The following is a 24,955-nucleotide window of genomic DNA, read 5'->3' on the forward strand; positions in this document are numbered from 1 at the left end:
CGCAGGATGTCCCCCAACCAGGCGGAATCCGAACAAACCACATCGAACGGCCCGGGGTCGAGCCGTCCCCCGAGGATCCTCGGCGAGGTCGACTCCGCGACCAGTGACCGTGCCAGCCGGTGGTGGTGGGATCACGACGCGGAGAACTATCACGTCGAGCACGGCGACTTCCTCGGTGCCCATGCTGCGGGCGGAGATTTCGTGTGGTGTCCGGAGGGTTTGCGCGAGGCCGATGTACGGCTCCTGGGGGACATCGAGGACCAGGACATCCTCGAGATCGGCTGCGGTTCGGCGCCCTGCGCCCGATGGCTGGCCGCGCACGGCGCGCGCGCAGTCGGCGTCGACCTGTCGCGGCGGATGCTGGGCATCGGACTCGACGCGATGGCGGCGGAAGGCGTGCGTGTCCCGCTCGTCCAGGCGACCGCCGAGACCCTGCCCTTCGCGGCCGCGTCGTTCGACGCCGCGTGTTCGGCCTTCGGCGCGGTACCGTTCGTCGCCGACTCGGCCGGCGTGATGAGCGAAGTCGCACGAGTCCTGAAACCCGGTGGGCGTTGGGTTTTCGCCGTCAACCACCCGATGCGCTGGATGTTCCTCGACGATCCCGGGCCGGAGGGCCTGACCGTACGGATCCCCTATTTCAACCGCACGCCGTACACCGAGACCGATGCCGACGGAACGTTGACCTACGTCGAGCACCACCGCACCATCGGCGACCGTGTTCGCGAACTCCGGGCCGCCGGGTTCGTTCTCGACGACATCGTCGAACCCGAGTGGCCGGACGGTTTCGACCGCACCTGGGGGCAATGGAGCCCGTTGCGCGGCAGCTACTTTCCGGGAACAGCCATCTTCTGCAGCCACAAGGCCGACTAGCGGCGCTCACAGCAGCTTCGACAAGAACTCCCGGGTGCGCTGTTCTCTCGGATCGGCGAGGACCTGACGAGGGTTCCCCTTCTCCACGACGACGCCGCCGTCCATGAACACGAGCTGGTCGGCGACCTCCCGGGCGAAACCCATCTCGTGCGTGACGACCAGCATGGTCATGCCCGACGCAGCCAGCTCACGCATCACCTTCAGGACATCGCCGACGAGTTCGGGGTCGAGCGCCGAGGTGGGTTCGTCGAACAACATGAGTTTGGGGTCCATCGCGAGCGCACGCGCGATGGCGACACGCTGTTGCTGGCCACCCGACAGCTGGGCCGGATAGGCGTCGGCCCGGTCGGACAGGCCGACCCGGTCCAGCAGGTAGCGGGCTTTGTCGACCGCCTCCGAACGCGACTGACGCTTCACCTGCATCGGCGCCTCGATCACGTTCTCCAGGGCCGTGCGGTGCGGGAACAGATTGAAATGCTGGAACACCATGCCGATGTCGCGACGCTGGGTCGCCGCGTCCTTGGCGCTCATCTCGTGGAGCTTGCCGTTGCGCTCCCGGTAGCCGATCAGATCACCGTCGACGTAGAGCCGGCCGGCGTTGACGACCTCGAGGTGGTTCACACAGCGGAGAAATGTGGACTTCCCCGATCCCGACGGACCGATGAGACACAGCACCTCGCCGCGCGCCACCTCCAGCGAGATCCCCTTGAGGACCTGGACCGAACCGAAGCTCTTGCAGACCCGGTCGGCCACCACCATCGGCGGTGGCGATCCGCCGGCGGCCGGTGCGGCCGTGTCTTCTGCGGGACTCATGCCTTCTCTCCCCCTGCCGGCCCGGCGGCGCCGCCGGGCGCCGTGGCCGCGCCGTCGGCCATCGTCTTGAGTTGCCGCGCCGTGAGCTGCCGGGTCGCGCCCTTCGCGTAGTAGCGCTCCACGTAGTACTGGCCCACCATGAGGACGCTGGTGATGACGAGGTACCACGTGGACGCGACGAGAAGCAGCGGGATCGGCTCGAAGATCACGCCCGAGATGTCCCGCTGCCGTCCGTAGAGGTCGAGGGTGAGCGGCACCGCCGCCACCAGGCTCGTGGTCTTGAGCATGCTGATCAGCTCGTTGCCGGTGGGCGGGATGATCACCCGCATGGCCTGGGGCAGCACCGTGCGCCGCATGGTCTGCGCCCACGACATACCCAGTGCCACTGACGCTTCGGTCTGTCCTTCACCGACCGAGGAGACACCGGCGCGGACGATCTCGGCCATGTACGCGGCCTCGTTCAGGCCGAGTCCGATGACCGCGAACAGGAACGCGGCGTTGAGCGTCTGGATGTCGAGCGACACGAACTGGTGCACGAACGGGATGCCGAGGTCGATCTGCTTGTAGATCGCCGGGAACAGGCCCCAGAACACGAGCTGCACATACACGGGGGTGCCGCGGAAGATCCACAGATACACCCACGAGGTCCCGCGCAACACCGGGTTCGGGCTCAGCCGCATGATTGCGAGGACGACGCCGAGCACGATGGCGATGGTCATCGACAACAGGGTCAGCGCAAGCGTGTAACCGACCCCCGACAGGATCCGCGAGTCGAAGAGATAGTTGCCGTACGTGCCCCAGCTGTAGGCCTCGTTGGTGGCGGCACCGTAGACGAATAGTGCACCCAACACGACGATGATCACCGCCGCGACCCACTGTCCGGGACGACGGAGCGGCACCGCCTGGATCGGTTCGGGTTCGCCCGGCGGTGACGCGGCAGTGCTGTGCGGTGACGTCATGTCAGCTCACCGCGCCGTTGATGACGGAGACATCGATCATGCCCTCCTCCAGGCCCCAATTGGCCGCGATCTCTTCGTACTGTCCGTTGTCCATCAGGTACTGCACTGCCCGCTGCAGTGCGGGCGCGAGCGGTGAGCCCTTCCGCACCGGCCACCCGTACGGCGCGGAGTCGAAGACCCCGCCGGCGGGCTTCAGACGGTCATCGGTGCGCTTGATCGCGTACGCCGTGACCGGTGAGTCAGCCGACATCGCGTCCACCCGACCCAGGATCAGTGCGTTGACGGCCTCGTCCTGGCTGTCGAACCGGACCTTGTCGATCGCCGGCTTGCCCGCAGCGACGCACGCCGCGCTCTTGGCGGGAACCTCGTCGGTGTCCTCGTAGGTGGTGGTCTGCACCGCGACTCGGAGGCCGCAGGCGTTGTCGGGGTCGATCTCGTCGTCGTTGTCGCTCGCCTGCGCCCACTGCACGCCCGCGCTGTAGTAGGTCACGAAGTCGACCTGCTTCTCGCGCTCGAGGGTGTCGGTGAACGACGACATCCCCAGCTGGTAGGTCCCGGCCTGCACCGAGGGGATGATGGTGTCGAACTGGGACTCCTTGTAATCGGGTACGAGTCCGAGCACCTTGCCGACGGCGTTCATCAGGTCGACGTCATACCCGATGATCTTTCCCGATGCGTCCTTGAACTCATTCGGCTGGTACGGGATGTTGACCCCGACGATCAGACGTCCGGTGCGCGCGATCTCCGGTGGGACCAGCGCGGCGATCTCCGGCACCGTCGCGACGTCGACGTCGATCGGGACGACCTGACCGGCGCGCTCCCGCGCCTCGTTGTCCACGCAACCGGTCACGACGACCATGACGGCGAGCAGGACGCCGAGCCAACGAGCCACCCGCGTCACACCACTACCCTTCGTCCGGCCGATCGCACCAACTCACTGTAGTTCGCCCGCCCCACCCCGGCTCGCCACCCGCCGTTCACGCGTGTGCGCGCCTGTTTCCGCTCCCTCAATCCGAGAGTCCCGCAAACCAATGCTCCCCAAACCGAAAGAACAACAAACCGCTGGTCTATGTTGTGCAAGCGATACCCCCCTCTGCTCCCTGAGGTGCGAGGAGCGCTAGCGACGAGCCACGAAGGGTTGGCGACGCATCTCACCAAGACCCTTCGTGACGGCCTCCGCAAGCTCCGGCCTCCTCAGGGAGCAGTAATCGGACCCGCTCCGAGCACAACGAGTTCTTTCGTAGTCCATGACGGCCGCCGGGCCGCAGATACTGAGGAGTGGCCGGAGCTTGCGGAGGCTGCGTCACCACCTGCTCCCTGAGGAGCGGCCGGAGCTTGCGGAGGCTGCGTCACCACCTGCTCCCTGAGGAGCGGCCGGAGCTTGCGGAGGCTGCGTCACGAAGGGTCCTGGTGAGACGGGTTGCGGGACCCTTCGCGGCTCGTCGCTTGCGCTCCTCGCACCTCAGGGAGCAACGGGGGCGTCGCTTGCGCTCCTCGCACCTCAGGGAGCAACGGGGGCGTCGCTTGCGCTCCTCGCACCTGAGGGAGCAGAAGGCCCACGCGCTCGCACCCACAGCGAGCGGAGCTCACCCCTCGACGATCCGCCGGACCACCTTGTCGGCGAACTCGGCGGTCGTCGCATCGCCCCCCAGGTCTCGAGTCGCGGTGCGCGCGAGCGTCTCGGCGACCGCCGCGTCGATCCGGGCGCCGGCCGCGACAAGACCCGGGTCATCGGTCATCTGCCCGTACCTCTGGAATCCCATGGCCACCGAGACGATCATCGCGACCGGATTCGCGATGCCCCGTCCCGCGATGTCGGGCGCCGCGCCATGGGTCGCCTGCGCCATCACACGGGACTCCGAGCTGTTGACCGAACCGGCGACGCCCAGCGAACCGGCGAGCTCGCCGGCGAGGTCGGACAAGACGTCGCCGAAGAGGTTCTCCGTGACGAGGACGTCGAAGTCCGCGGGACGCCGAACCAGGAGCGCCGCCATGGCATCGACGTGCTGCTCGGACACCTCGATCTCGGGGAACCCGGCGGCGACATCGAGGCACGTATCCCGGAACAGGCCGGTGGTCATGCGCAGGACGTTCGCCTTGTGCACGATGGTCAACCGCGGCTGCCGGTCGGAACCCGCACGCTCGATCGCGGCGGCGCATGCGACTCGCGCGATTCGCTCCGACGCCGCGCGTGTGACGAGCCCGACCGCCAGTGCCACGTCGGGTGTCGGCATGAACTCGCCGCTGCCGACCGCCATGTTGCGATCGGCGTAGAAGCCCTCGGAATTCTCCCGCACGACCAGGACGTCCATGTCCGGACGGAGCGCCGGAACACCCGGAAATGCCCGGGCGGGACGGAGATTGGCGAACAGGTCGTACCGGGTTCGCAGGACCGCTCCCGGCGTGCGGTCCCCATGACCCGGCGGGTACGCCGCCGAGTCGTGGGGACCGACGATCCAGAAGCCGAGCTCGTCGAGGGCCGTCAGCGTCTCCGCGGGCACCGGATCGCCGTGCGAGGTGATCGCAGACAGCCCGAAAGGTAGGTGCTGCCAACTGATCTCGATCGACTCCGCTTGAGCGGCAGCGTCGGCGACCGTCACCGCTGCCGGTACGATCTCGGGTCCGATCCCGTCCCCGACGAGGACTCCGAACTCTCTGTCCCGGTCACCCATCAGTGAGCTGCGTCGTCCCAGGAGCGTCCGAACCCGACCGACACCTCCAGCGGCACCGACAGGGTGATGGCGTTGCCCATCTCCTCGCGCACAACCGCTTCGACGGCCTCCCGCTCACCCGAGGCGACCTCGATCACGAGTTCGTCGTGGACCTGGAGAAGTGTTCGCGACGTGAGCCCTTCAGCCGCGAGGCGCTTGTGGACGTTGATCATCGCGACCTTGATGATGTCGGCGGCGGTGCCCTGGATGGGAGCGTTGAGCGCCATCCGTTCCGCGGACTGCCGGCGCTGCCAGTTGTCGCTGTTCAGATCGGGAAGATACCGCCGGCGACCGAACAGTGTTGCGGTGTACTCGTTTCGGCGGGCCTCGGCGACCACGTCGTGCAGATAATCGCGCACCCCGCCGAACCGCGCGAAGTACGCCTCCATCTGCTCCTTGGCCTCGTCGCGGCTGATCTTCAGCTGGGCGGCGAGCCCGAATGCGCTGAGCCCGTAAGCGAGTCCGTACGACATGGCCTTCACCCGGTGGCGCATCTCGGTGGTGACCTCGTCGATCGGCACCCCGAAAGCCCGTGACCCTACGAAGTTGTGGAGGTCTTCCCCGGTGTTGAAGGCCTCGATGAGGCCGGCGTCCTCCGACAGGTGGGCCATGATCCGCATCTCGATCTGGCTGTAGTCGGCGGTCATGAGGCAGTCGTAGGGCACACCGGTCGCGGTGTCGGCGCCGACGATGAAGCCGCGCCTGATCTCGCGGCCGGCCTCGGTACGCACCGGGATGTTCTGCAGATTCGGTTCGGTGGACGAGAGGCGTCCCGTCGCGGCGATCGTCTGATTGAACGTCGTGTGAATACGTCCGTCGTCCGCGACCGACTTCAGCAGCCCGTCGACAGTGACCTTCAGCCGCGTCGCGTCGCGATGTTCGAGAAGGTGCGCGAGAAAGGGGTGCTCGGTCTTCTCGTACAACGACTGCAACGCGTCGGCGTCGGTGGTGTAACCGGTCTTGGTCTTCTTCGTCTTCGGCATGTCCAGCTTGTCGAAGAGAATGGTCTGCAACTGCTTCGGCGAACCGAGGTTGATCTGTTCTCCGATGACCTCGTAGGCCGCCTCGGCCGCCGCGCGGATCCGGTCGGCGAACATCCGCTCGAGGGCACCGAAATGATCGACGTCGACGGCGATGCCTGCGGCCTCGGCATCGGCGAGCACGAACGACAGCGGCAGTTCCATCTCGGTGAGCAGCGGTTTGGAGTCGATCCGGTCCAGTTCCGTGTCGAGCGTGTCGGCGAGTTCCTGGACCGCCCGCGCCTCGAGCATGTGCTGCTCGGCCACCCGACCGTCGGAATCGTCGTCGAGCAACGACATCTGGCCGTCGCCCGGGCCGCCGTCGGCGCGCAGTTCACGACGCAGGTAGCGCAGCGCGAGGTCGTCGAGGTTGAACGTCCGTTGTCCCGGTCGGACCAGGTAGGCCGCGAGCGAGGTGTCGCTGGTGACACCGTCGAGCTTCCAGCCGCGTGAGCGCAGCGCGTGTACGGCCCACTTCGCCTCGTGAACCGCCTTCGGCGCGGACGGATCGGCGAACCAATCCCCCAGTGCCGCCTCGTCTTCGGGATTCAGCGCGGTCACATCGACATACGCCGACGTCCCGTCCGCGGCCGCGATCGCCACCCCGGTCGGGTCCGCACCGACCACGACATGCGGGGCGGTGACGGCGAGACCGACGCGACCGGTGCGCGCATGTTCGGTCAGCCACCCGGCGACCTCACCGGCACCCAGGACCGCACCGTCGAGATCGAAACCTGCTTCCGCCTCGGGTTCGACCGAACTCAACGTCGAGAAGAGACGGTCCCGCAACACCCGGAATTCCAGGTCGTCGAACAGCTGGTGGATACGGTCCCGGTCCCACCCGACCATGGCCAGGTCGTCGGGGGACGTCGGCAGCTGCATGTCCCGGACGAGCTCGGTGAGCTGCCGATTGGTCTGTACCGGCGCCAGATGAGCGCGCAATGCGTCGCCGACCTTGCCCTTGACCTCGTCGACGTGATCGACGAGGGCCGCGAGCGACCCGTACTCGCGGATCCACTTCGAGGCGGTCTTCTCCCCGACCCCGGGGATACCCGGCAGGTTGTCGCTGGGGTCACCGCGCAGCGCGGCGTAATCGGGGTACTGGGTGGGGGTGAGACCGTACTTCTTCTCGACCTCCTCGGGCGTGAACCGCGTGAGGTCCGAGACACCTTTGCGCGGATAGAGCACCGTGGTGGAGGCGTCGACGAGCTGCAGCGAGTCGCGGTCGCCGGTGACGATCAGGACCTTGTATCCGTCCTCCCGGGCCCGCGTCGCCAGGGTCGCGATGATGTCGTCGGCCTCGTAACCCTCGATGGCCAGCACCGAGACACCCAACGCGTCCAGGACCTCTTTGGTGAGATCGACCTGGCCGTTGAACTCGTCGGGGGACTTGGACCGCTGCGCCTTGTACTCGGGATACATCTCCGACCGGAATGTCTTCCGCGAGACGTCGAAGGCCGCGGCGATGTGCGTGGGCTCCTCATCGCGCAGCAGGTTGATCAGCATCGAGGTGAAGCCGTAGACGGCGTTGGTCGTCTGACCCGAATGGGTTTTGAAGTTCTCCGCCGGGAGCGCGAAGAACGCCCGGTACGCCAGGGAGTGCCCGTCGAGCAGCATCAACACCGGCTGCTTGGTCTTGCCCTTGGCGCCGGGTGCCGCCTTGCCCGTCGATCCGGTGGCCTTGGCTGGTGTCGTTGCCGGGGAACTCTGCGCTGGACTCACAATCGCCGATTCTAGTGACCGCCCCCGACACAGCCGGGCGGACTCCTCACACTCGGCCTCTCACGGGAGGGGCCGGTACATGGACCACACCTTGGGGCCGTCGAGCGGCAGTTCGAACTCCTCGGTCACGGTGAACCCGAAACGCTCGTAGAGGGGCACGTTGCGGACGTTCGAGCACTCGAGATAGGCGGGCGCGTCGATCTGCTCTAGTCGATGCCCCAGCAGGGAGGTGCCCACTCCTATCCCGTGGACCGGCGCCCCGATCTGACCGAGGTACCAGTGCGGCTCCTTGGGGCGTCGTTTGCCGAACTCCTCCTCGAGCTTCATCCCGCGGCTCATCCGCGAGCCCATCGCCCGGAAGAAGCCGACCATCGACACCATCTGCGACAGGGCCGAGACCTTGTGGCCCGGGGGATCCCAGGCGGCGGCACCGACCGGTTGCCCGTCACGCATCGCGAGGTCGAGCGTCGAGTTCGGGCCGTGGCTGTACTTGATCAAGGTGCGGAACATGATGAGGTGCCGCGAGGTGTCGGGCTGCATCCAGACCGTCACCGGGTCGTCGGCGAAGGCCTGTGCCAGTAACGAGGCGGCGAGTTCGACGTCTGTGGTGGTGGACACGCTGACCGGTACCATCGGACCAGCGTACGACCCGGATCGGGTCTCCGACAGCACATCGCGACTTCCGGACGTGGCCGCACCCGCGAGAAGTTACCTCCGGGAAACGTCGTTGTCGCCACGTGGTGACGACGCTGGCGCTAATGTCCCGCAGGGTGACATCGCAACGCGCCGGCACCGCGCCGCAGACGCCGCCACGATGCGCTCTCGACGACCGTCCCGATCACGAGAGCCATCCGTCTGGCCACCTTCCACCGATGCGCCGGTCGGCGATCGCGATGCTGGTGTTTCTCGCCGCGTCGATGCTGTTCGGGCTGTTCGGCGCCTCCCCGGCCGCGGCCGCGCCCGGCGACTCGGTCCGCGTCTTCGGCGTGCTGCGCAACGGTACGGACAAGGTCGCCGGCGTCGAACTCGAGGCCAAGGACGCATCCGGAACCGTTGTCGGCACCGCGACCTCGTCGGCCACGGGTGCGTGGTCCATCAACGTGCCACCCGGCCAGTACACGATCGTCATCAACACCGACTCACTCCCCGACGGCGTCGAGGTCCAGAAGGCGGAGCTGCCCGTCGACGTCAGTGGGGGCACCGCGCGACCGGTCATCTTCTCCTTCGGCGACGTCCGCACCGGCACCGAGGTGTCGGCGGTCTCCGAGCTGACACGGCTGGCCATCGACGGCATACGGTTCGGCTTGATCATCGCGATCACCGGCGTCGGTCTCAGCCTCATCTTCGGCACGACCGGGCTGACGAACTTCGCGCACGGCGAGTTGGTGACACTCGGCGCGGTGATCGCATGGGTGATCAACGTCAAGCTCGGCGTCCAGCTGATCCCGGCGACGATCCTGGCGGTGATCGTCGGTATCGGTATCGGCATCCTCAACGAGCTCGGTCTGTGGAGACCGTTGCGAAGACGACGAACCGGGCTGATCGCCATGCTCGTCGTGTCGATCGGCCTGTCGCTGGTGCTGCGCTACCTGATCCTGATCTTCTTCTCCGATCGCGCCGAACCGTTCGACGACTATCAGGCGCAGACCCAGATCGGCTCGGGCCCCTTCGCGATCACACCGGTCAATCTGGCCTGCATCATCATCAGCATCGTGGTCCTGCTCGGCGTCGCACTACTGTTGCAGCGCACCAGGATCGGCAAGGCCATGCGAGCGGTCGCCGACAACAAGGATCTCGCCGAGTCGTCGGGTATCGACGTCGACCGGGTCATCTTGTTCGTGTGGGCACTGGCCGGCGGTCTGGCGACACTCGGCGGCGTGATGTTCGCGCTCTCCGAGCTCGGCGGCCGAGTGCAGTGGGAGATGGGCTTCAAACTGCTCCTGCTGATGTTCGCCGGCATTACACTCGGCGGCCTCGGCACGGCCTACGGCGCACTGCTCGGATGTGTCATCGTCGGTCTGCTGGTCCAGTTGTCGACCTACATCCTCAGTCCGGACCTGAAGTACATCGGCGGGCTGCTGATCCTGATCATCATCCTGACCATCCGGCCCCAGGGCATTCTCGGATCTCGAGCGAGGATCGGCTGACCCATGGACATCATCTCAGCGCTCCAGATAGCGATCGCCCAGCTGATCGGCCCGTCGGCGATCTTCTACGCCCTGCTGGCCATCGGCCTGAACCTGCACTTCGGCTACGCCGGCCTGCTCAACTTCGGCCAGATCGCCTTCGCACTGCTCGGCGGATACGGCGTTGGCATCATGGCGGTGAACTACGACCAGCCCTTGTGGCTCGGCGCCATCATCGGCATCGCCGCGGCCGGCATGCTGGCCGTGGTGCTCGGCCTGCCGACCCTGCGTCTGCGCGCCGACTACCTGGCGATAGTCACCATCGCGGCATCGGAGATCCTGCGTCTGGTCTTCCGTTCGACGTCGACCGACGATTTCACCCGCTCCACCAACGGCATCTACGGATACGCGGGCAGTTTCTTCTCCATCAGCCCGTTCGACAACGGCAAGCAGTACTCGTTCCTCGGGGTCAAGTTCCTCGGCGGCGACCTGTGGTCGATGGTGGTCGGCTGGATCGTCGTCGGCCTGCTGTGTGTGATGGTGTACCTGCTCGTCCGCAGTCCGTGGGGCCGCGTCCTCAAGGCGGTGCGCGAAGACGAGGACGCCGCCCGCTCGCTGGGTAAGAACGCCTACTTCTACAAGATGCAGGCCCTGGTACTCGGCGGTTGCATCGGCGGCCTCGCGGGTGTCTTCAATGCCTTTGCGACGCAGTCGATCAATCCCGACTTCTATTCGACCGCACAGACCTTCTTCGCCTACGGCGCGCTGATCCTCGGCGGGGCGGCGACGGTGTTCGGTCCGGTGCTCGGTGCCATGTTGTTCTGGTTCCTCCTCGCCGTGCCCGACGCACTGCTGCGGCAGGCCACGTCCGGCGACGACCCGCTGTTGAATCTGTCCGCGCAGCAGGTCGGCGCATTCCGCTACGTCCTGCTCGGTCTGGCGATCATCCTGATGATGGTGTTCAGACCGCAGGGCCTGCTCGGGAACAAGAGGGAGGTGCAGCTCGATGCCTGACGACTCCGCCTACACGGGTACTGCGGCCATCCGGGCGACGCGCCGGGACCTCGCCGCGCTCTCGGCCGCGGAGCGTGCCCACCTGTTCGCCGGTGTGGCCGCCGAGGCGGGTTCGCCCAAACCCGATCCGATCATCATGGTGGACAACATCTCCCGTACTTTCGGCGGCATCAAGGCGGTGCAGGTCGATCATCTCGAGGTGCAGCGCGGCGCCATCACCGGCCTCATCGGCCCCAACGGCGCGGGCAAGACCACCTTCTTCAACCTGATCACCGGGTTCGACAAGCCCGACTCGGGCACGTGGTCGCTCAACGGCGACTCCCTGGGCCGGATGGTTCCGCATCAGGTGGCCCGCCGCGGCATGGTGCGCACCTTCCAGCTCACCAAGGCGCTCGCGAAACTGACTGTGCTGGACAATGTCCGGCTCGGCGCGACCGGGCAGCGGGGCGAGCATTTCCTCGCCGCACTCGCACCCTGGGTGTGGCGCAGACAGGAGGCCGAGGTCACCGAACGCGCACACGAGTTGCTCCGGCGCTTCAAGCTCGACGCCAAGGCCGACGACTTCGCCGGCTCCCTGTCGGGCGGGCAGCGCAAGCTGCTGGAGATGGCGCGCGCGCTGATGACCGACCCCGAGATCGTGATGCTCGACGAGCCCATGGCCGGCGTCAACCCGGCCCTCACCCAGAGTCTGCTCGAACACATCAAGTCGTTGCGGGACGAAGGGGTCACGGTCGTCTTCGTCGAACACGACATGGACGTCATCCGCGATATCAGCGACTGGGTGGTCGTGATGGCCCAGGGTCAGATCATCGCCGAGTCGCTCCCGGATCGGTTGGGCGACAACGACGCCGTCGTCGACGCGTACCTCGGCGGACACCACGACCAGGCGCTCGAGTTCGACGATCAGGGCCGGCCTGTCGGCGCCACCGCCGTACTCGCCGAGAAGGTCGAGGCGGCCATCGAGGCGACGTTGGAGGACGGCGGGGATCTCTCGGAGGTCACCGAACTGCCCCCCACGACCCCGGACACGAAGAAGGACGGACGATGAGCACCGACCCCGGTCCCGGACAGCTGACGCCCGCGCAACTCGCGGCAACCGCCGAGGAGCACCGCAAGCTGGCCGGCAACGCTCTGATGCGGGCCGACGACATCACCGCCGGCTACCTGCCCGGCATCAACATCCTCGAGGAATGCAACTTCTACCTCGGTGACGGGGAGATCGTCGGGATCATCGGCCCCAACGGTGCCGGGAAGTCGACGCTGTTGAAGACCCTGTTCGGACTGATCCCGGTGCGCAAGGGTTCGGTGACCCTCCGTGGCGACGACATCACCTCGGCCAAGGCCCATGTTCTCGTCGACAAGGGTGTCGGGTACGTCCCGCAGACACAGAATGTGTTCCCCGCGTTGACGATCGAGGAGAATCTCGAGATGGGCGTCTATCTGCGGCCCAAAACCTTCGCCAAGCGGTTCGATTTCGTGTCCGAACTCTTCCCGCTGCTCTCGGAACGGCGAAAGATCAAGGCGGGTGCGCTCTCCGGCGGCGAACGGCAGATGGTCGCGATGGGCCGTGCGCTGATGATGGACCCGGCGGTACTACTGCTCGACGAGCCGTCGGCCGGTCTGTCCCCGATGTTCCAGGACGAGGTGTTCATCCGCTGCAAGGCCATCAACGCGACCGGCGTCTCGATCATCATGGTCGAGCAGAACGCCCGGCGCTGCCTGCAGATCTGCGACCGCGGGTACGTCCTCGACCAGGGCCGCAACGCCTACACCGACACCGGCCGTAACCTGGCCACCGACCCCAAGATCATCGAGCTCTACCTCGGCACGCTCGCGGGCAGCTCCGAGAAGAACTGAGGTCATAGGGCCGTTCCGACGGCACTTCCCCCGCCGACCGCACCGACGACGAGACCCCCGGCCGAAGCCGGGGGTCTCGTCGTGTGCGGGTCCTACTGCGCCGCGACCGAGACGTACTTGCGCGTCGGGGTGAGCAGCTTGTTGGCGTCGTCGAACTCCAACACACCGTACGAGCCGACACTCGGCTCACCGGCTGCGTTGAACGCCAGGTTGCCGGTCTTGCCGACGTAGGCGACCGTCTTGCCACCGTTCAGCAGGTCCAGGCAGGCCTGGTAGGAGTCGCAGTTCTCCTCGCCGTTGGTCACCCCGATGATGTTTGCCGCGATCGCGCGGCCGTCGGTCGACTTGGCCGCGGTGGCCGCGAGTGCACTCAGCACCGTGGCGTCGTAACTCTCACCCGAGTAGTTGAAGTCGATGAGATCGCCGTCGACCTCCTTCAGGGCCGCCTGGAAGTCACCGCTGGTCTGGGTGAGTGGCGTGGTTCCCTTCATGCCGGCGAGCAGGCCCGGACCGACGGCCTCACCGAGGGCGTTGCCCATGTTGCCGTCGACACCGTAGACGAGCTTGCCGTCGCTCGGGCCGATGCCCACCTCGTGCATACGGGTGATGATCTTGGCGCTCTCCTCGAAACCGATGACCGCGATGCCGTCCGGGTTGAAGTTTTTCACCTGATCGACCTCGGCGTTGAACGACTGGGCGTTCGGGTCGTAGATGATCTTCTGGATCTGGTCGGCCGGGACACCCGCGGCCTCGAGATCGCGAACGGTGTTGTCGGCCAGGCCGGTTCCGTACGGGTCGTTGAGTGCGAGGATCGACACGCGCTGCACGCCGTCTTCGGCCATCGTCTGCGAGAGCGCCTGCGCCTGCAGGGTATCCGCCGGTGCGGTGCGGAAGTACTGCCCCTTGTCCTCGTAGCAGGTGAATTCGTCGGAGGTGTTGGCGGGCGAGAACATGACCGCACCCGCGTTGGCGACCTTGTCGATCACCTTCAACGACACCGACGACGACGCGGCACCGATGATCACCTGCGTTCCGGCGCTGAGTTCGCGGTCGACGGTGGCGTTGGCCGTGTCTGTCGTGGTGTCTCCGGAGTCACCGGTGACGAGCTCGACGGGTTGGTCGAGGACCCCGCCGGCGGCATTGATGTCCTTGATCGCGAGCTCCACGCCCGCCTCCATGGGCGGTCCGAGGAAGGCCAGCGAACCGGTCGCCGGAAGCAGGGTGCCGACCTTGAGTGCGGCCGTGCTCGCCGGGCCGGGGACGGCCTTGGGCGGGTTGCACGCCAGCTTCTGTGCGAGGCCGAGGCCCGGAGGTGCGGGTGTGGACTCGACGGCGGCGCTCGACGACGCCTCGGAACCTCCTTCGGAACCCGAGTCAGAGCTGCTGCAGCCCGCGACCACCAGCGTCGCCGCCGCGGTCACGACCACTGCCCCGCTCCTCAAAAAGCGTACGGACATCGATGCTCTCCTTGCGTCTGGCCTACGCGTCGGCGGTCGGCCGGTGCGATCGGCGTTTGTCACGAAGGCGGCGCATCGCCGGTACGGCGAACCGCGCCTCGCAGGAGAAAGCTAGCGCGATCTTGTTGCGGCTGCGTAAAGACAGTGAAACTGGTTTGCGCGCAGAGTCATTGCACCGTCGAGGGGTTCTGGGTCAGTCGCTGCCGAGCGTCTCGACGACAACCTGCGCAACGGCTTTCATGGTGGTCCGGCGGTCCATCGCCGCACGCTGTATCCATTTGAAGGCCTCCGGTTCGGACAGAGCCTGCTTCTCCATGAGAAGGCCCTTGGCCCGCTCCACGAGCTTGCGGGTCTCCAGCCGCTCATTCATGGTCGCGACCTCGCGCTCGAGCTGTTTGAGCTCCTGGTAGCGACTCACCGCCACCTCGATGGCCGGCACCAGATCGGCCTTCGTGAACGGCTTGACGAGATAGGCCATGGCGCCGGCGTCGCGCGCCTTGTCGATGAAGTCGCGTTGGCTGAACGCGGTCAGCATGACGACCGGGGCGAGTCGCTTCTCGGCGATCTCGGTCGCGGCATCGATACCGTCGCGCACCGGCATCTTGATGTCCATGATCACGAGGTCGGGAGCCAGCGACTCGGTCAACTCCACGGCGACCTGCCCGTTCGGCGCCTCGCCGACGACGTCGTAGCCCTCTTCGCGCAGCATCTCGATCAGATCCATCCGGATCAGCGAATCGTCCTCGGCCACCAGCACGCGGTGCGTTGTCGTGGCCTCACCGGCTGCGGTCGTCGCACTGTCGGTCACCGTCACCATCCCCTCCTCCGCGTCGCTGACGCCACGTCTGTGTGCACGCAGGATACCGGTTGGCAGGCCGCTCGGCCGATCATCTAGAGTTGGTTCCCGGCGCGGGCAACCGCGTACTGGCCCCCGTAGCCCAATTGGCAGAGGCAACGGATTCAAAACCCGTCCAGTGTCAGTTCGAGTCTGACCGGGGGCACCAAGCACAGCCGTGATCGGCCCGTTGCCATCTCGTACCGGTGGGCGACGCCGGTCCGACGTCCGACTCTCGCTCACCAGGACAACGAAGGTTCCCCATCGCCTACCGCGATCCCGACATCGCTCTGGTGCACCGTCCGCACCCCGAACAGCCGGTCGAGGAGCTCGTCGTCGCCCAGGCCGGTGTGCGCCGACCAACGTCGGGCCCGGTGCCGGGCGCGTGACGATGTGAGCGTCACCGACGCCGCCGGGGATCCGTCGAAGTCCACCGTCACCCGGCCGCACTCCCCCGGCGCGACGTGGGCCGTCAGCAGCGCGAGCGAGTCACCGGCGAAGATCACGAGCCCGTCGACCTCGACGACGAACCTGCACCGCGACAACGTCGATGCGTCCGGACCGCCGACCCGGATGCGCGAATCGTCCACGCCCAGTTGTGCGAGCATCGCGTCGGCGTGTGCGCCGACGAGCCAGACGGCGGTATCCATCCCGCGCATCGCACTGCCGACGGTGAGCATCAGCGACGCCGCGGTGTGACCGTCCGTCGACACCAGCACCACGACGTCCGGGATCGCATACCCCAGTCCGGCGGACCTGGCCGCCGGGTCGGTGATGAGCGGGGCGAGGGCCAACGCTTCGACATTCTTCGCCGAGACCCTTTCGGACACAGCGCGTCCTGCCCAGTCGGGTCCGTCGTGCCAGGCGACGGCGTCCGGTTCGTGAGCGAACACCGCACCCATCATGAAAGCCCGGTTCGCGAACTCCCAGTCCTCTCCCCCGTACTGGACGAACGAAGGGTCGAATCCTCCCACATCGTCGAACAGCTCCCGGCTGCAGCTCATCACCGCGCTGATCATGTACTTGTAGCCGTCCCAGCCCGGGAGCAGCAGGTTGGATGTGCGGTCATAGGCGTCGACCAGCCACTCGGGTTCGTGGTCGTGCGTGACCTCGAGATGCCGCTGGGCGGACAGCCATTCGACCACCGTCCGCGGCTCGACCTGGCTCAGGTCCCCGTGCTTGCGTCGGCCGACCACGAGTATGTCGGGCGCCGCGGCGGCCAGTCGGACCATGTGCGAGATGTAGCCGGTGGTCGGAACCGTATCCGCGTCGAGGAAACACAGCACCGAGCCGTTCGACGCCGCGACACCCAGGTTGCGGGCGGCGGCGGCTCGAAATCCCTTGTCCTCCTGCCTGACCACGGTGATGGCCAACCGGGAGGTCCACGCGCTAACATCCGGGGGAACTCTCGATCCGTCGTCGGCGACCACCACCTCCAGTCGATTCGTCGGGTAGGTCTGCGCCGTCAACGCCTCGAGGACCAATGAGAGTTGGTGTGGCTGCTCGTAGTACGGGATCACGATGCTCACCAAGGGTCTCGACGAAGTACTCCCGGCCAGGTCCCAGCGATTGTCGGGCACGATGGTCCGGCCATCGTCGAGTCCGACGATCGTCACGCAGTCCACCGCCGCAGCAACACTTCGTGACTCCGACCGACATCGGCGACGGTCGGCGACGGCGACACCGCCGCATCGATCCACGTGGATTCCGGATGCGCGAACGCACTCTCGATGGCGGCCCGAAGCGCCGCGTCGTTGTTGTCGTGCATCGTGAGCACGCCCGGCGACCGAGCGGCGAGTTCCTCGGTGTAGGCGGTCCGCGGAACCAGTGGACGACGTCCGGCCGAGATCCAGGAATTGATCGAACCGGATGCCGACATGTGCCGGTGGTAGGCGACCGGAACCGTGACGTCGGCCGACGCCCGGCGGAGTTCGTCGTCGGTCAGGTAGCCGGTGATCGTGCATCGCCTCCCCGTGTCCGCGGCGAGCTTCGCGAGGTCGTCGGCGAGATCGTCGTGGCCGGGCGACGGAGTTCCGAGCGCCACGAAGCCGACCGACGGATCGAGACCGGCCATCGCTCTGAGTGTCTCGATGTGACCCTTTCCCGGATACAGGTAGCCGAGCACACCGACGGTCAATTCGGCTGAGTCCGAGGGCTTGTGGGCACGGACGGCGTCGAACATCAGCGGCACGACCTCCACCTCGATCGACGCGTCGACATACTCGGCGAAGAGCGACGCCTCGTGTCGGCTGGACACGATCACGCCCGCCGAAGACCGGGCCACCGCCCGGAAGAACTCGATGCGGGCCGGCATCGCCCGTCCATCCGAGGGCTGCGGCAAATCGTGCAACGTCACCGAGACCGGGCGTCGGAGCCCCGCAACCATGGCGAGCAGATTGTCGCGCGCTCGCAACGGAGTGTGTCCGAACAGACGGTCGGTCACGTGCATGTGCACGTGTGCGCACTCGGCCAGGACCGAGGACACGCCGGCACAGCGCGTGCGGAGGTGCACCAGTCGATGATCGCCACCCTGGGCCATCACCGCGTCGAAGACAGACTGGGCATACCGCACCACACCGTGCGAGCGGGGTCCGACGAGGAGGTGCCCCACCGGTCTCGTCATGACATTCCCAGGATCTCGATGAGATCGCCGTACCGGTCCAGCACGGCGTCGATGAACTCGGGATGCTCGGCGTACCACCGCATCTGACTGCGGTGCACCTCCTCCTCGGTCAGCACCGCACCGTCGACGGCCCAGGACGCCCGCGGGGTCGCCTGGATACCGAGCGCGTCGATCACCCGTCGTTCCAGCGGCGCCCGGATGTTGCCGAGCAGGTCGCGTGACGGCGGGACCGGCGCCGATGCCCCGAGCGCCTCGAGAATCCGGCCGCCGAGGGTCAGTAATACGCGGTTGCCGGGATGGTTGATCGTGTGTGCGGCATCGGCCCCGACGTCGAGCAGGATGTCGGAGATCCCGACGTCGCAGTGCCGCCGCTCGCGGACCTCGAGCTGGGCCACACTCCACTGTGCGGCGTGCCGGAAGCGGTCGGCGGAGACCTCGACATCCCATTCGTCGAAGCGGGTCCGGCCGGCTCTGACCGCCAGGACGGTCCGGAGATCGTGGTAGGGAACAGCAGCGGGTACCGCGGACGGTTGCGCGGGATGTCGGGCGATGACCTGAAACGGGAACAATCCGCCGTAGCGGATGACCGGCCACACCACGACGGCCGCGGCCGGCGCCATCTCCGCGAGGTCGGGTCCACCGATCGGGAGCCCCCGGTATCGGGCACGAACCGGCTGAGAGACGATGACCGCGGCCCGGCGGACGAGGCGTTCGACATGGGGGATGTCGGCGGACTCGAGTTCGTGCACCGGTGGGACTCGAATGGTGCGATACGGAAGGTCCGGGGAGCTGGACAGCACGATCCGCATCGCTTCGGCCTGGCAGTTTCCCCAGACGACGAGTAGCTGCTCGTCATCGTTCATCGGCGCTTCGGTGACGCCGTAGAACTCGCCGTAGTGTCGGGTCCGCCCGTCCACCAGCACGGTGTCACTCGACGTCATACGCGCTTCGCTGTGGTCGAGCGACCTGGTGGTGTGCTGTCATCGTGTGTATCGACTCCCCTCGCGGACAACCGGCCGACCCCAGCTCCTCATATAACCGTTCGGCTCGCTGACGAATCATCGGCTTGGTCACACTGCCTCGGTTCCCCAGACATTCGGAACGCACCGGAAACCGGACGGGTGAGCGACGGCCCCGGTGATCAGATCACCGGGGCCGTCTCTGCCGTATGAGAGGTGGCGTCACAACGTCCGGGCGATGATCTCCTTCATGATCTCGTTGGTGCCCGCGTAGATCTTCTGGACGCGGTTGTCGGCCCACAGACGCGCGATCGGGTACTCGTTCATGTAGCCGTACCCGCCGAACAGCTGCAGGCACTCGTCGGCGACCACCATGGCCCGGTCACTGGTCCACCACTTCGCCATGGCGACGGTCGGGATGTCGAGCTCGCCCTTGATGTGCTTGGTGATGCAGTCGTCGACGAACACGCGCGCGATCCGTGCCTCGGTCGCCGCCTCGGCGAGTTTGAACTTCGTGTTCTGGAAGCTGAAGATCGGCCGGCCGAATGCCGTGCGATCCTTGGTGTAGGCGATGGTCTCGGAGACGGCCTTCTCCATGCCGGCCACCGAGGCCAGCGCGATGATCAGCCGTTCCTGCGGGAGCTGCATCATCAGCTGGACGAAGCCCTGGCCTTCTTCGGGGCCGAGGAGGTTCGAGGTGGGGACGCGCACACCATCGAAGAACAGCTCGGAGGTGTCCTGCCCTCGCTGGCCGATCTTGTCGAGTACCCGGCCGCGTCGGAAACCTTCGCGCTCGGCCTCGACCAGGATGAGCGAGATGCCCTTGGCTCCCTCGGAGACGTCGGTCTTGGCGACGACGATGATGATGTCGGCCTGACCACCGTTGGTGATGAAGGTCTTGGAGCCGTCGATGACGTACTCGTCGCCCTGCTTGATCGCCTTCGTCTTCACGTTCTGCAGATCCGACCCGGTACCCGGTTCGGTCATCGCGATGGCGCCCACCGCCTCGCCACTGGCCATCTTGGGCAACCAGGTCTTCTTCTGCTCCTCCGAGCCGTACTCGAGGATGTAGTGCGCGACGATGCCGTTGTGCAGGCTGACGCCCCACGAGCTGTCGGCGACGCGCGCCTGCTCCTCGATGAGCACGGCCTCGTGCGCGAAGGTGCCACCGCCGCCGCCGTACTCTTCGGGAATCGACATGCAGAGCAGGCCGAGGTCACCGGCTTTGTTCCACAGGTCGCGGTCGACGTGGTGCTGCTCGATGAACTTCTCGGTGTTCGGCTGGATCTCCTTCTCACAGAAGCTACGTGCGAGATCCCGCAGCGCGGTGAGATCGTCGTCTTCCCAGGAGGACCGTTCGGTCATGGTGTGCGTACCTATCCACGATTGACAGTGTCAACGGTGAGCGTAACAGTCACCGTTGGCACTATCATGACGGCGTCGTCATCCTTGACTGCGGAGCACGTTCTTCTGGATCTTGCCCGTCGAGGTCTTGGGGAGCTCGGCGAACACGATCTCCTTCGGCACCTTGAACCGGGCGAGAGTGCTCCGCGCGAACTCGATCAGGTCGTCGGCGGACACTGCGGAACCGGGCCGCACCGAGACGTAGGCGATCGGGACCTCACCCCACCGTTCGTCGGTGCGGCCGACCACCGCCGACTCGACGACGTCGGGGTGGCTGTCCAGGACCCGCTCGACTTCGACCGAGGCGATGTTCTCACCGCCGGAGATGATGACGTCCTTGCTGCGGTCGCGGATCTCGACGTACCCGTCGGCGTGCATGACCGCGAGATCGCCGGTTCGCAACCATCCGTCGACGGTGGCCGCGGCGGTCGCGGCGGGGTCGCGGTAGTAACCGAGCATCACGTTGTTGCCGCGGACCACCAATTCACCGATGGTCTCGCCGTCGGACAGGACATCTCGTCCCTCGTCGGACACCACCCGAACCCGCCCTGCCACGATGTTCCCGATCCCCTGCCGTGCCTTGCGTACGGCGCGTTCGTCGTCCGTGGCGTCGTCCCACTGAGGCTGCCACTCGTTCACGACGATCGGGCCGAACGTCTCGGTCATCCCGTAGAGATGGGTGATCTCGATGCCGAGCCCGGCCATCCGCGAGAGCAGTGCGGGAGATGGCGGTGCACCTCCCGTCGCAGCCTGGACGACGCGGTCGAGCCGTGCCGCGGACGGGTCCTCGGCGATCATGGTGAGCACCGTGGGAGCCGCGCTGAAATGGGTCACCCCGTCCTCGGTGAGGTGGCGCCAGATCCGTCTGGTGTCGATGCTGCGCAGGCAGAGGTTCGTACCACCCGCGGCGATGACGGCCCAGGTGAAACACCAACCGTCGCAATGGAACATGGGTAGGGTCCACAGGTATGTCGAGCCCGGTCCGAGACCGGAGTGGTAGGCCATCGCCACGGACTGCAGGTACGCGCCGCGGTGGTGGTACATCACGCCCTTCGGACGGCCCGTCGTCCCGGAGGTGTAGTTGATCGCCAGCAACCCCCGCTCGTCGGTCTCTCGCCGAACCGGCGCCCCGGCCTGCGCGAGCAGCGACTCGTACTCGTCCGCGCCGTCCGCTGAACCGCCCACGACGACCCGGATCCCCACCGATTCGGCGACGGCCCGTGCACGGTCGGCGAACTCGACGGTCGCGACAAGTAGCGTCGCACCGCTGTGCTCCAGGATGTAGACGAGCTCGGGTTCGGAGAGCCGGATGTTGAGCGGCACCAACACCGAACCGTGCGCGGGCACGGCGCTGTGCAGTTCGAGCATGACCGCGCTGTTCGCACAGAGGGCGGCCACGCGGTCACCCGGCCTGACGCCGAGCGCCTCCAGCGCGGCGGTGAGGTGCCCGACCCGCCGATGCAGGTCGGCGTAGGTGAGGCGGCGCGCACCGTCGACGACGGCCACCCGGTCGGCGAAAGCCGACGCGGCGCGATCGAGGAACGACGCGGGGCTCAGCTCGGTGAACGTGAAGTCCGCCGATGTCCCATGGGATTCCGGGCGCCGATGCTCCGCGGGCAGGTCCGCCACCGCACCTCGTTCTACCGTCATCGATCCTTCGCCTCCTCCTCGACCCTGGTGATGGCCGCGATGATACTGGCGACCGAGGCGTCGACCCACGTGTTGGCGACGTGCGGGGCCGACGCCGCTGCCACGGCGAGTGCTTCGATCTCGGCAGCGGAGGGCTCGGGCATGTCGAGATCGGCCAGCCGGGTCGGCAGACCGACCGCCTCGAGGAAGTCCCGGATCTCCGTGCGGTCAACTTCGGGATCGTCCTCGAGCGCCAACTGGACCAACAGTCCGTAGGCGACGTGATATCCGTGGAGACGCCCCGACGACCCGCGCCCGACCTGCAGACCGCGGGTCATACAGTGCGCGATCGAGAGTCCGCCGTTCTCGTAACCGATGCCCGACAACAGGATCACGGCTTCGACGACCGCTTCGAGCTCGGGGGTGATCCGCGCGGCGGCGGCATCCCGCACAGCGCTCTCCCCGTCGCGCAGGAGGATGAGCGAACAGCCGGTGGCCACCACCTCGCCGATCATCAACGGCCGGGTTCCCTGCGTCGTGACACCGGTGCCGCGCGCACACGATCGGGCCTCGAATTTCTTCGCGAGCGCATCTCCGATCCCGGAGACGAGGAACTCGATCGGGGCGCCCGCGATGACCTCGGTGTCCACGAGCACGGCGGCCGGGTTCGCCGGCAGCCGGCCCAGTTCCGAGAGCCGCCCGAACTCGTCGTACAGCGCGAACACACTCGCCGTCGGCCCGTCGTTGGACGCCACCGTGGGCACTGAGATCATCGGCCGATCCAGCTGCTCGGCAACACCTTTGGCGAGATCGAGGGCCTTCCCTCCGCCGATCCCGACGACGACGTCACCGTCTTGGGTGATCCGGTCGACCGTGGCGGCGATCGCGGCGCGGGTCACCGGTCCGGACACCGGCAGGATCTGGGCGCACAACTCGGTGATCGCCAGCGATGCCTGCACCCGCGTCCCGAGCATCTCGGCGACCGCCGCATCGATCACGACGACCGGTGCGGTACCGACCTCGGCGACCACCGCGCCGAGGTCGTCGAGTACACCGGGACCCTGGAGGTACTGCTGCGGGGCCGCGAACCGACGCGCCGAACGGACGACGCCGAGCCCGTCGAGCACGGCACTCATGCGTACTGCCAGTCGCCGGTGACGACCGCTCGAGTGATCGCGGGCTCGTCGAGCCCGAACAGCGCTTCGTTGTAACCCTGAGAACCGCAGGGGTGGAACCGATCACCGAGACCGATCCGGGTAATCGGCACCGAGATCCCACGGTCGGAGAGCGTTTCGACCACGGCGGTACCGAGACCACCCGACCGCAACCCGTTCTCGACGGTCACGATCCGCCCGACGTCGGCGGCCACGGCGGCAATGGCCTCGGTGTCGAGGGGCTTGATGGTCGGCACGTGCAGAACTGCGGTCGACACCCCGGACGCCTCCGCGGACTCGGCGGCCTTCAATGCGCGTGCGGTCATGAAACCGGTTCCGATGACCGCGACATCACGCCCCGGTCGCAGCATGCGGGCACGCCCGATCTCGAATTCGAAGTCGGCCTCGTCGAACACAACCGGAACCTTGCCGCGCAGGTTGCGGATGTAGAACGTGCCCGGTGTCGCCGCAGCCGCCCGGATGACATGACGGAGTTCCACCGCATCGCATGGATCGATGACCGTCAGATCCGGGATGGACCGCATCACGACCAGGTCCTCGAGCGACTGGTGGGTCGCCCCATAAGGATTCACGAGTCCCGGCGATCCGGCCACGATCTTCACATCAGCTTTGCTGTGCGCACACGACACGGCGATGAAGTCGAGAGCACGGCGGGTGAGGAAGGCCGCATATGTCGCGCAGAACGCGATCTTGCCGACCTTGGCCAGACCCGCCGCCATCATGACCGCGTTCTGCTCGGCCATCCCGGCGTTGAAATAGCGCTCGGGGAAGCGATCTCGGAAGGGGATGATGTCGGAGTACTTGGACATGTCGGCACTGAGCCCGACGATCCGGTCGTCGCGTGCCCCTAGTTCGGCGAGTTCGGTTCCGAACGGTGCCCGCTCGTACGGGCCCTCGACGTCGGCGATCTCTCCCATCCCGCCCGCGCGGTTCTTGAGCTCAGCCACGATTCTCCTCCAGTTCCGCGATCAGCCCGGCCCACTCGGTGTCGTGGACGCGGACGAAATGTGCTCGTTCACGGGCGACCAGCGTCGGTACGCCCGTTCCCGGTGTGGTGCGCGCGATCAGCACGCGGGGCATGTTCTCTGGAGCCGCAGCGAGTGCATCGAAGGCCGCCACGATCGCACCGAGGTCGTTGCCGTCGACTTCCTCGACCGCCCATCCGAACGCCGCCCACTTCGCGGCGATGGGTTCCATGTCCAGCACGATCGGCCCGTCGGCCTGAATACCGTTGCAGTCGACGACCGCTGTGATCGAGCCGAGCCCGAAGCTGGCGGCCGACATCGCCGATTCCCAGGTGGACCCCTCCTGTAGTTCGCCGTCGGACAGTTCGACGATGATCTTCTGGTCGCCGCCGTCGAGTCGAAGGCCGAGGGCCATGCCGACCGCCTGTCCCAGACCGTGGCCCAGTGAACCACCGGTGATCTCGACACCCGGAGTCTCGTCGAAGGTGCTCATCGGCAGCTCGCTGCCGTTGAGACCGTAGTCGGCGATCTGATCCTCGGTCAGGATGCCCAGCTCGGCGAGCACCGCGTACAACGCGATGGAGTAATGGCCGGTCGACATGAGGAAACGGTCGCGGGCAGGCGAGTCGGGATCGGCCGCATCGAAGCGCAGCTGTCGGAAGTAGATCACCGCGAGGAGGTCGGCTATGCCCAGCCCCTGCGCGATGTACCCTTCCCCCTTGTCCGCAGCCATCCGCATCATCGTCGAGCGCAATCGGTGTGCGGTATCGCCCAGTTCGGTCAGCGATGGCTGGTCGACACTGTTGTCTACGAGCAT

At 66.7% G+C, this 24,955-nt stretch carries 21 protein-coding genes and 1 tRNA gene; 6 read left to right on the top strand and 16 right to left on the bottom strand.

What is annotated here, in order from left to right; translation table 11 throughout:
* Positions 1-6: 6 nt before the first annotated feature.
* Entirely contained in the window at positions 7-870 is an 864-nt protein-coding gene (locus ACFVHY_RS18735; RefSeq protein WP_390274551.1) for a class I SAM-dependent methyltransferase, read from the top strand.
* Between the two features lie 6 nt (positions 871-876).
* On the opposite strand, the gene ACFVHY_RS18740 is transcribed toward ACFVHY_RS18735, so the two are convergent.
* The 6 genes from ACFVHY_RS18740 to ACFVHY_RS18765 all read right to left on the bottom strand — a co-directional run bounded on the left by ACFVHY_RS18740 (position 877) and on the right by ACFVHY_RS18765 (position 8,727).
* Complete coding sequence (locus tag ACFVHY_RS18740; protein WP_272498183.1) at positions 877-1,683, bottom strand: amino acid ABC transporter ATP-binding protein; 807 nt, start codon at positions 1,681-1,683, stop codon at positions 877-879.
* Positions 1,680-2,642, bottom strand: coding sequence for an amino acid ABC transporter permease (locus ACFVHY_RS18745; protein ID WP_205334148.1), 963 nt, complete (start codon positions 2,640-2,642; stop codon positions 1,680-1,682). The genes ACFVHY_RS18740 and ACFVHY_RS18745 overlap by 4 nt, the downstream gene beginning before the upstream one ends.
* A 1-nt stretch (position 2,643) precedes the next feature.
* Positions 2,644-3,543: an ABC transporter substrate-binding protein gene (locus ACFVHY_RS18750; RefSeq protein ID WP_390274554.1), complete on the bottom strand. Its 900-nt coding sequence runs from the start codon at positions 3,541-3,543 to the stop codon at positions 2,644-2,646.
* A 685-nt stretch (positions 3,544-4,228) separates the two neighbouring features.
* Complete coding sequence (locus ACFVHY_RS18755; RefSeq protein ID WP_390274557.1) at positions 4,229-5,314, bottom strand: isocitrate/isopropylmalate dehydrogenase family protein; 1,086 nt, start codon at positions 5,312-5,314, stop codon at positions 4,229-4,231.
* Positions 5,314-8,094, bottom strand: a complete 2,781-nt coding sequence (gene polA, locus ACFVHY_RS18760; RefSeq protein WP_390274559.1) for a DNA polymerase I — start codon at positions 8,092-8,094, stop codon at positions 5,314-5,316. The genes ACFVHY_RS18755 and polA overlap by 1 nt, the downstream gene beginning before the upstream one ends.
* A gap of 60 nt (positions 8,095-8,154) precedes the next feature.
* Positions 8,155-8,727, bottom strand: coding sequence for a GNAT family N-acetyltransferase (locus ACFVHY_RS18765; protein WP_390274562.1), 573 nt, complete (start codon positions 8,725-8,727; stop codon positions 8,155-8,157).
* A gap of 260 nt (positions 8,728-8,987) precedes the next feature.
* On the opposite strand from ACFVHY_RS18765, the gene ACFVHY_RS18770 reads away from it, so the two are divergent.
* Genes ACFVHY_RS18770 through ACFVHY_RS18785 form a run of 4 tightly spaced genes read left to right on the top strand, consistent with a single transcriptional unit; the run spans position 8,988 to position 13,091 of the window.
* On the top strand, positions 8,988-10,241 hold the full coding sequence (locus ACFVHY_RS18770) for a branched-chain amino acid ABC transporter permease (RefSeq protein ID WP_058251876.1): 1,254 nt from the start codon (positions 8,988-8,990) through the stop codon (positions 10,239-10,241).
* A gap of 3 nt (positions 10,242-10,244) precedes the next feature.
* On the top strand, positions 10,245-11,234 hold the full coding sequence (locus ACFVHY_RS18775; protein WP_058251842.1) for a branched-chain amino acid ABC transporter permease: 990 nt from the start codon (positions 10,245-10,247) through the stop codon (positions 11,232-11,234).
* Positions 11,227-12,282: an ABC transporter ATP-binding protein gene (locus ACFVHY_RS18780; protein WP_390274565.1), complete on the top strand. Its 1,056-nt coding sequence runs from the start codon at positions 11,227-11,229 to the stop codon at positions 12,280-12,282. The genes ACFVHY_RS18775 and ACFVHY_RS18780 overlap by 8 nt, the downstream gene beginning before the upstream one ends.
* Positions 12,279-13,091: an ABC transporter ATP-binding protein gene (locus ACFVHY_RS18785; RefSeq protein WP_058251840.1), complete on the top strand. Its 813-nt coding sequence runs from the start codon at positions 12,279-12,281 to the stop codon at positions 13,089-13,091. Before ACFVHY_RS18780 ends, ACFVHY_RS18785 begins: the two co-directional genes overlap by 4 nt.
* A gap of 92 nt (positions 13,092-13,183) precedes the next feature.
* Here the strand turns inward: ACFVHY_RS18785 and ACFVHY_RS18790 are convergent, their stop codons facing one another.
* Together ACFVHY_RS18790 and ACFVHY_RS18795 are read right to left on the bottom strand one after the other, a co-directional pair.
* The gene (locus ACFVHY_RS18790) at positions 13,184-14,548 is read right to left on the bottom strand and encodes an ABC transporter substrate-binding protein (protein ID WP_390274567.1); all 1,365 of its coding nucleotides are present in this window, start codon (positions 14,546-14,548) and stop codon (positions 13,184-13,186) included.
* 193 nt (positions 14,549-14,741) lie between these two features.
* Positions 14,742-15,365 carry an ANTAR domain-containing response regulator gene (locus ACFVHY_RS18795; protein ID WP_390274569.1) on the bottom strand — a complete coding sequence of 208 codons (624 nt, stop codon included), beginning with the start codon at positions 15,363-15,365 and terminating at the stop codon, positions 14,742-14,744.
* Between the two features lie 110 nt (positions 15,366-15,475).
* Here ACFVHY_RS18795 and ACFVHY_RS18800 point away from each other — a divergent pair.
* A tRNA-Leu gene (locus tag ACFVHY_RS18800) sits at positions 15,476-15,552 on the top strand.
* A gap of 70 nt (positions 15,553-15,622) precedes the next feature.
* Here the strand turns inward: ACFVHY_RS18800 and ACFVHY_RS18805 are convergent.
* The 8 genes from ACFVHY_RS18805 to ACFVHY_RS18840 all read right to left on the bottom strand — a co-directional run bounded on the left by ACFVHY_RS18805 (position 15,623) and on the right by ACFVHY_RS18840 (position 24,955).
* Positions 15,623-16,999, bottom strand: coding sequence for a glycosyltransferase family 2 protein (locus ACFVHY_RS18805; protein WP_390274571.1), 1,377 nt, complete (start codon positions 16,997-16,999; stop codon positions 15,623-15,625).
* On the bottom strand, positions 16,996-18,006 hold the full coding sequence (locus ACFVHY_RS18810) for a hypothetical protein (protein WP_390274573.1): 1,011 nt from the start codon (positions 18,004-18,006) through the stop codon (positions 16,996-16,998). Before ACFVHY_RS18810 ends, ACFVHY_RS18805 begins: the two co-directional genes overlap by 4 nt.
* Complete coding sequence (locus ACFVHY_RS18815; RefSeq protein ID WP_390274575.1) at positions 18,003-18,947, bottom strand: WcbI family polysaccharide biosynthesis putative acetyltransferase; 945 nt, start codon at positions 18,945-18,947, stop codon at positions 18,003-18,005. The genes ACFVHY_RS18810 and ACFVHY_RS18815 overlap by 4 nt, the downstream gene beginning before the upstream one ends.
* Before the next feature lie 240 nt (positions 18,948-19,187).
* Positions 19,188-20,330: an acyl-CoA dehydrogenase family protein gene (locus tag ACFVHY_RS18820; RefSeq protein WP_390274577.1), complete on the bottom strand. Its 1,143-nt coding sequence runs from the start codon at positions 20,328-20,330 to the stop codon at positions 19,188-19,190.
* A gap of 78 nt (positions 20,331-20,408) precedes the next feature.
* The gene (locus tag ACFVHY_RS18825; RefSeq protein ID WP_390274578.1) at positions 20,409-22,019 is read right to left on the bottom strand and encodes a long-chain-fatty-acid--CoA ligase; all 1,611 of its coding nucleotides are present in this window, start codon (positions 22,017-22,019) and stop codon (positions 20,409-20,411) included.
* Positions 22,016-23,134: an iron-containing alcohol dehydrogenase gene (locus ACFVHY_RS18830; RefSeq protein WP_390274581.1), complete on the bottom strand. Its 1,119-nt coding sequence runs from the start codon at positions 23,132-23,134 to the stop codon at positions 22,016-22,018. Before ACFVHY_RS18830 ends, ACFVHY_RS18825 begins: the two co-directional genes overlap by 4 nt.
* Complete coding sequence (locus ACFVHY_RS18835; RefSeq protein WP_390274583.1) at positions 23,131-24,120, bottom strand: transketolase family protein; 990 nt, start codon at positions 24,118-24,120, stop codon at positions 23,131-23,133. The genes ACFVHY_RS18830 and ACFVHY_RS18835 overlap by 4 nt, the downstream gene beginning before the upstream one ends.
* Positions 24,113-24,955, bottom strand: a complete 843-nt coding sequence (locus tag ACFVHY_RS18840; protein WP_338855361.1) for a transketolase — start codon at positions 24,953-24,955, stop codon at positions 24,113-24,115. Before ACFVHY_RS18840 ends, ACFVHY_RS18835 begins: the two co-directional genes overlap by 8 nt.

The organism is Gordonia sp. NPDC127522 (assembly GCF_042672305.1).
In the GTDB taxonomy this organism is placed as follows: domain Bacteria; phylum Actinomycetota; class Actinomycetes; order Mycobacteriales; family Mycobacteriaceae; genus Gordonia; species Gordonia hongkongensis.

What these genes read in the sequence shown, in the direction of transcription:
- ACFVHY_RS18735 (WP_390274551.1), top strand. Translation starts at nt 7, where the DNA reads ATGTCCCCCAACCAGGCGGAATCCGAACAAACCACATCGAACGGCCCG.
- ACFVHY_RS18740 (WP_272498183.1), bottom strand. Translation starts at nt 1,683, where the DNA reads ATGAGTCCCGCAGAAGACACGGCCGCACCGGCCGCCGGCGGATCGCCA.
- ACFVHY_RS18745 (WP_205334148.1), bottom strand. Translation starts at nt 2,642, where the DNA reads ATGACGTCACCGCACAGCACTGCCGCGTCACCGCCGGGCGAACCCGAA.
- ACFVHY_RS18755 (WP_390274557.1), bottom strand. Translation starts at nt 5,314, where the DNA reads ATGGGTGACCGGGACAGAGAGTTCGGAGTCCTCGTCGGGGACGGGATC.
- ACFVHY_RS18765 (WP_390274562.1), bottom strand. Translation starts at nt 8,727, where the DNA reads ATGGTACCGGTCAGCGTGTCCACCACCACAGACGTCGAACTCGCCGCC.
- ACFVHY_RS18770 (WP_058251876.1), top strand. Translation starts at nt 8,988, where the DNA reads ATGCTGGTGTTTCTCGCCGCGTCGATGCTGTTCGGGCTGTTCGGCGCC.
- ACFVHY_RS18775 (WP_058251842.1), top strand. Translation starts at nt 10,245, where the DNA reads ATGGACATCATCTCAGCGCTCCAGATAGCGATCGCCCAGCTGATCGGC.
- ACFVHY_RS18780 (WP_390274565.1), top strand. Translation starts at nt 11,227, where the DNA reads ATGCCTGACGACTCCGCCTACACGGGTACTGCGGCCATCCGGGCGACG.
- ACFVHY_RS18785 (WP_058251840.1), top strand. Translation starts at nt 12,279, where the DNA reads ATGAGCACCGACCCCGGTCCCGGACAGCTGACGCCCGCGCAACTCGCG.
- ACFVHY_RS18790 (WP_390274567.1), bottom strand. Translation starts at nt 14,548, where the DNA reads ATGTCCGTACGCTTTTTGAGGAGCGGGGCAGTGGTCGTGACCGCGGCG.
- ACFVHY_RS18795 (WP_390274569.1), bottom strand. Translation starts at nt 15,365, where the DNA reads ATGGTGACGGTGACCGACAGTGCGACGACCGCAGCCGGTGAGGCCACG.
- ACFVHY_RS18810 (WP_390274573.1), bottom strand. Translation starts at nt 18,006, where the DNA reads ATGACGAGACCGGTGGGGCACCTCCTCGTCGGACCCCGCTCGCACGGT.
- ACFVHY_RS18815 (WP_390274575.1), bottom strand. Translation starts at nt 18,947, where the DNA reads ATGACGTCGAGTGACACCGTGCTGGTGGACGGGCGGACCCGACACTAC.
- ACFVHY_RS18820 (WP_390274577.1), bottom strand. Translation starts at nt 20,330, where the DNA reads ATGACCGAACGGTCCTCCTGGGAAGACGACGATCTCACCGCGCTGCGG.
- ACFVHY_RS18825 (WP_390274578.1), bottom strand. Translation starts at nt 22,019, where the DNA reads ATGACGGTAGAACGAGGTGCGGTGGCGGACCTGCCCGCGGAGCATCGG.
- ACFVHY_RS18830 (WP_390274581.1), bottom strand. Translation starts at nt 23,134, where the DNA reads ATGAGTGCCGTGCTCGACGGGCTCGGCGTCGTCCGTTCGGCGCGTCGG.
- ACFVHY_RS18840 (WP_338855361.1), bottom strand. Translation starts at nt 24,955, where the DNA reads ATGCTCGTAGACAACAGTGTCGACCAGCCATCGCTGACCGAACTGGGC.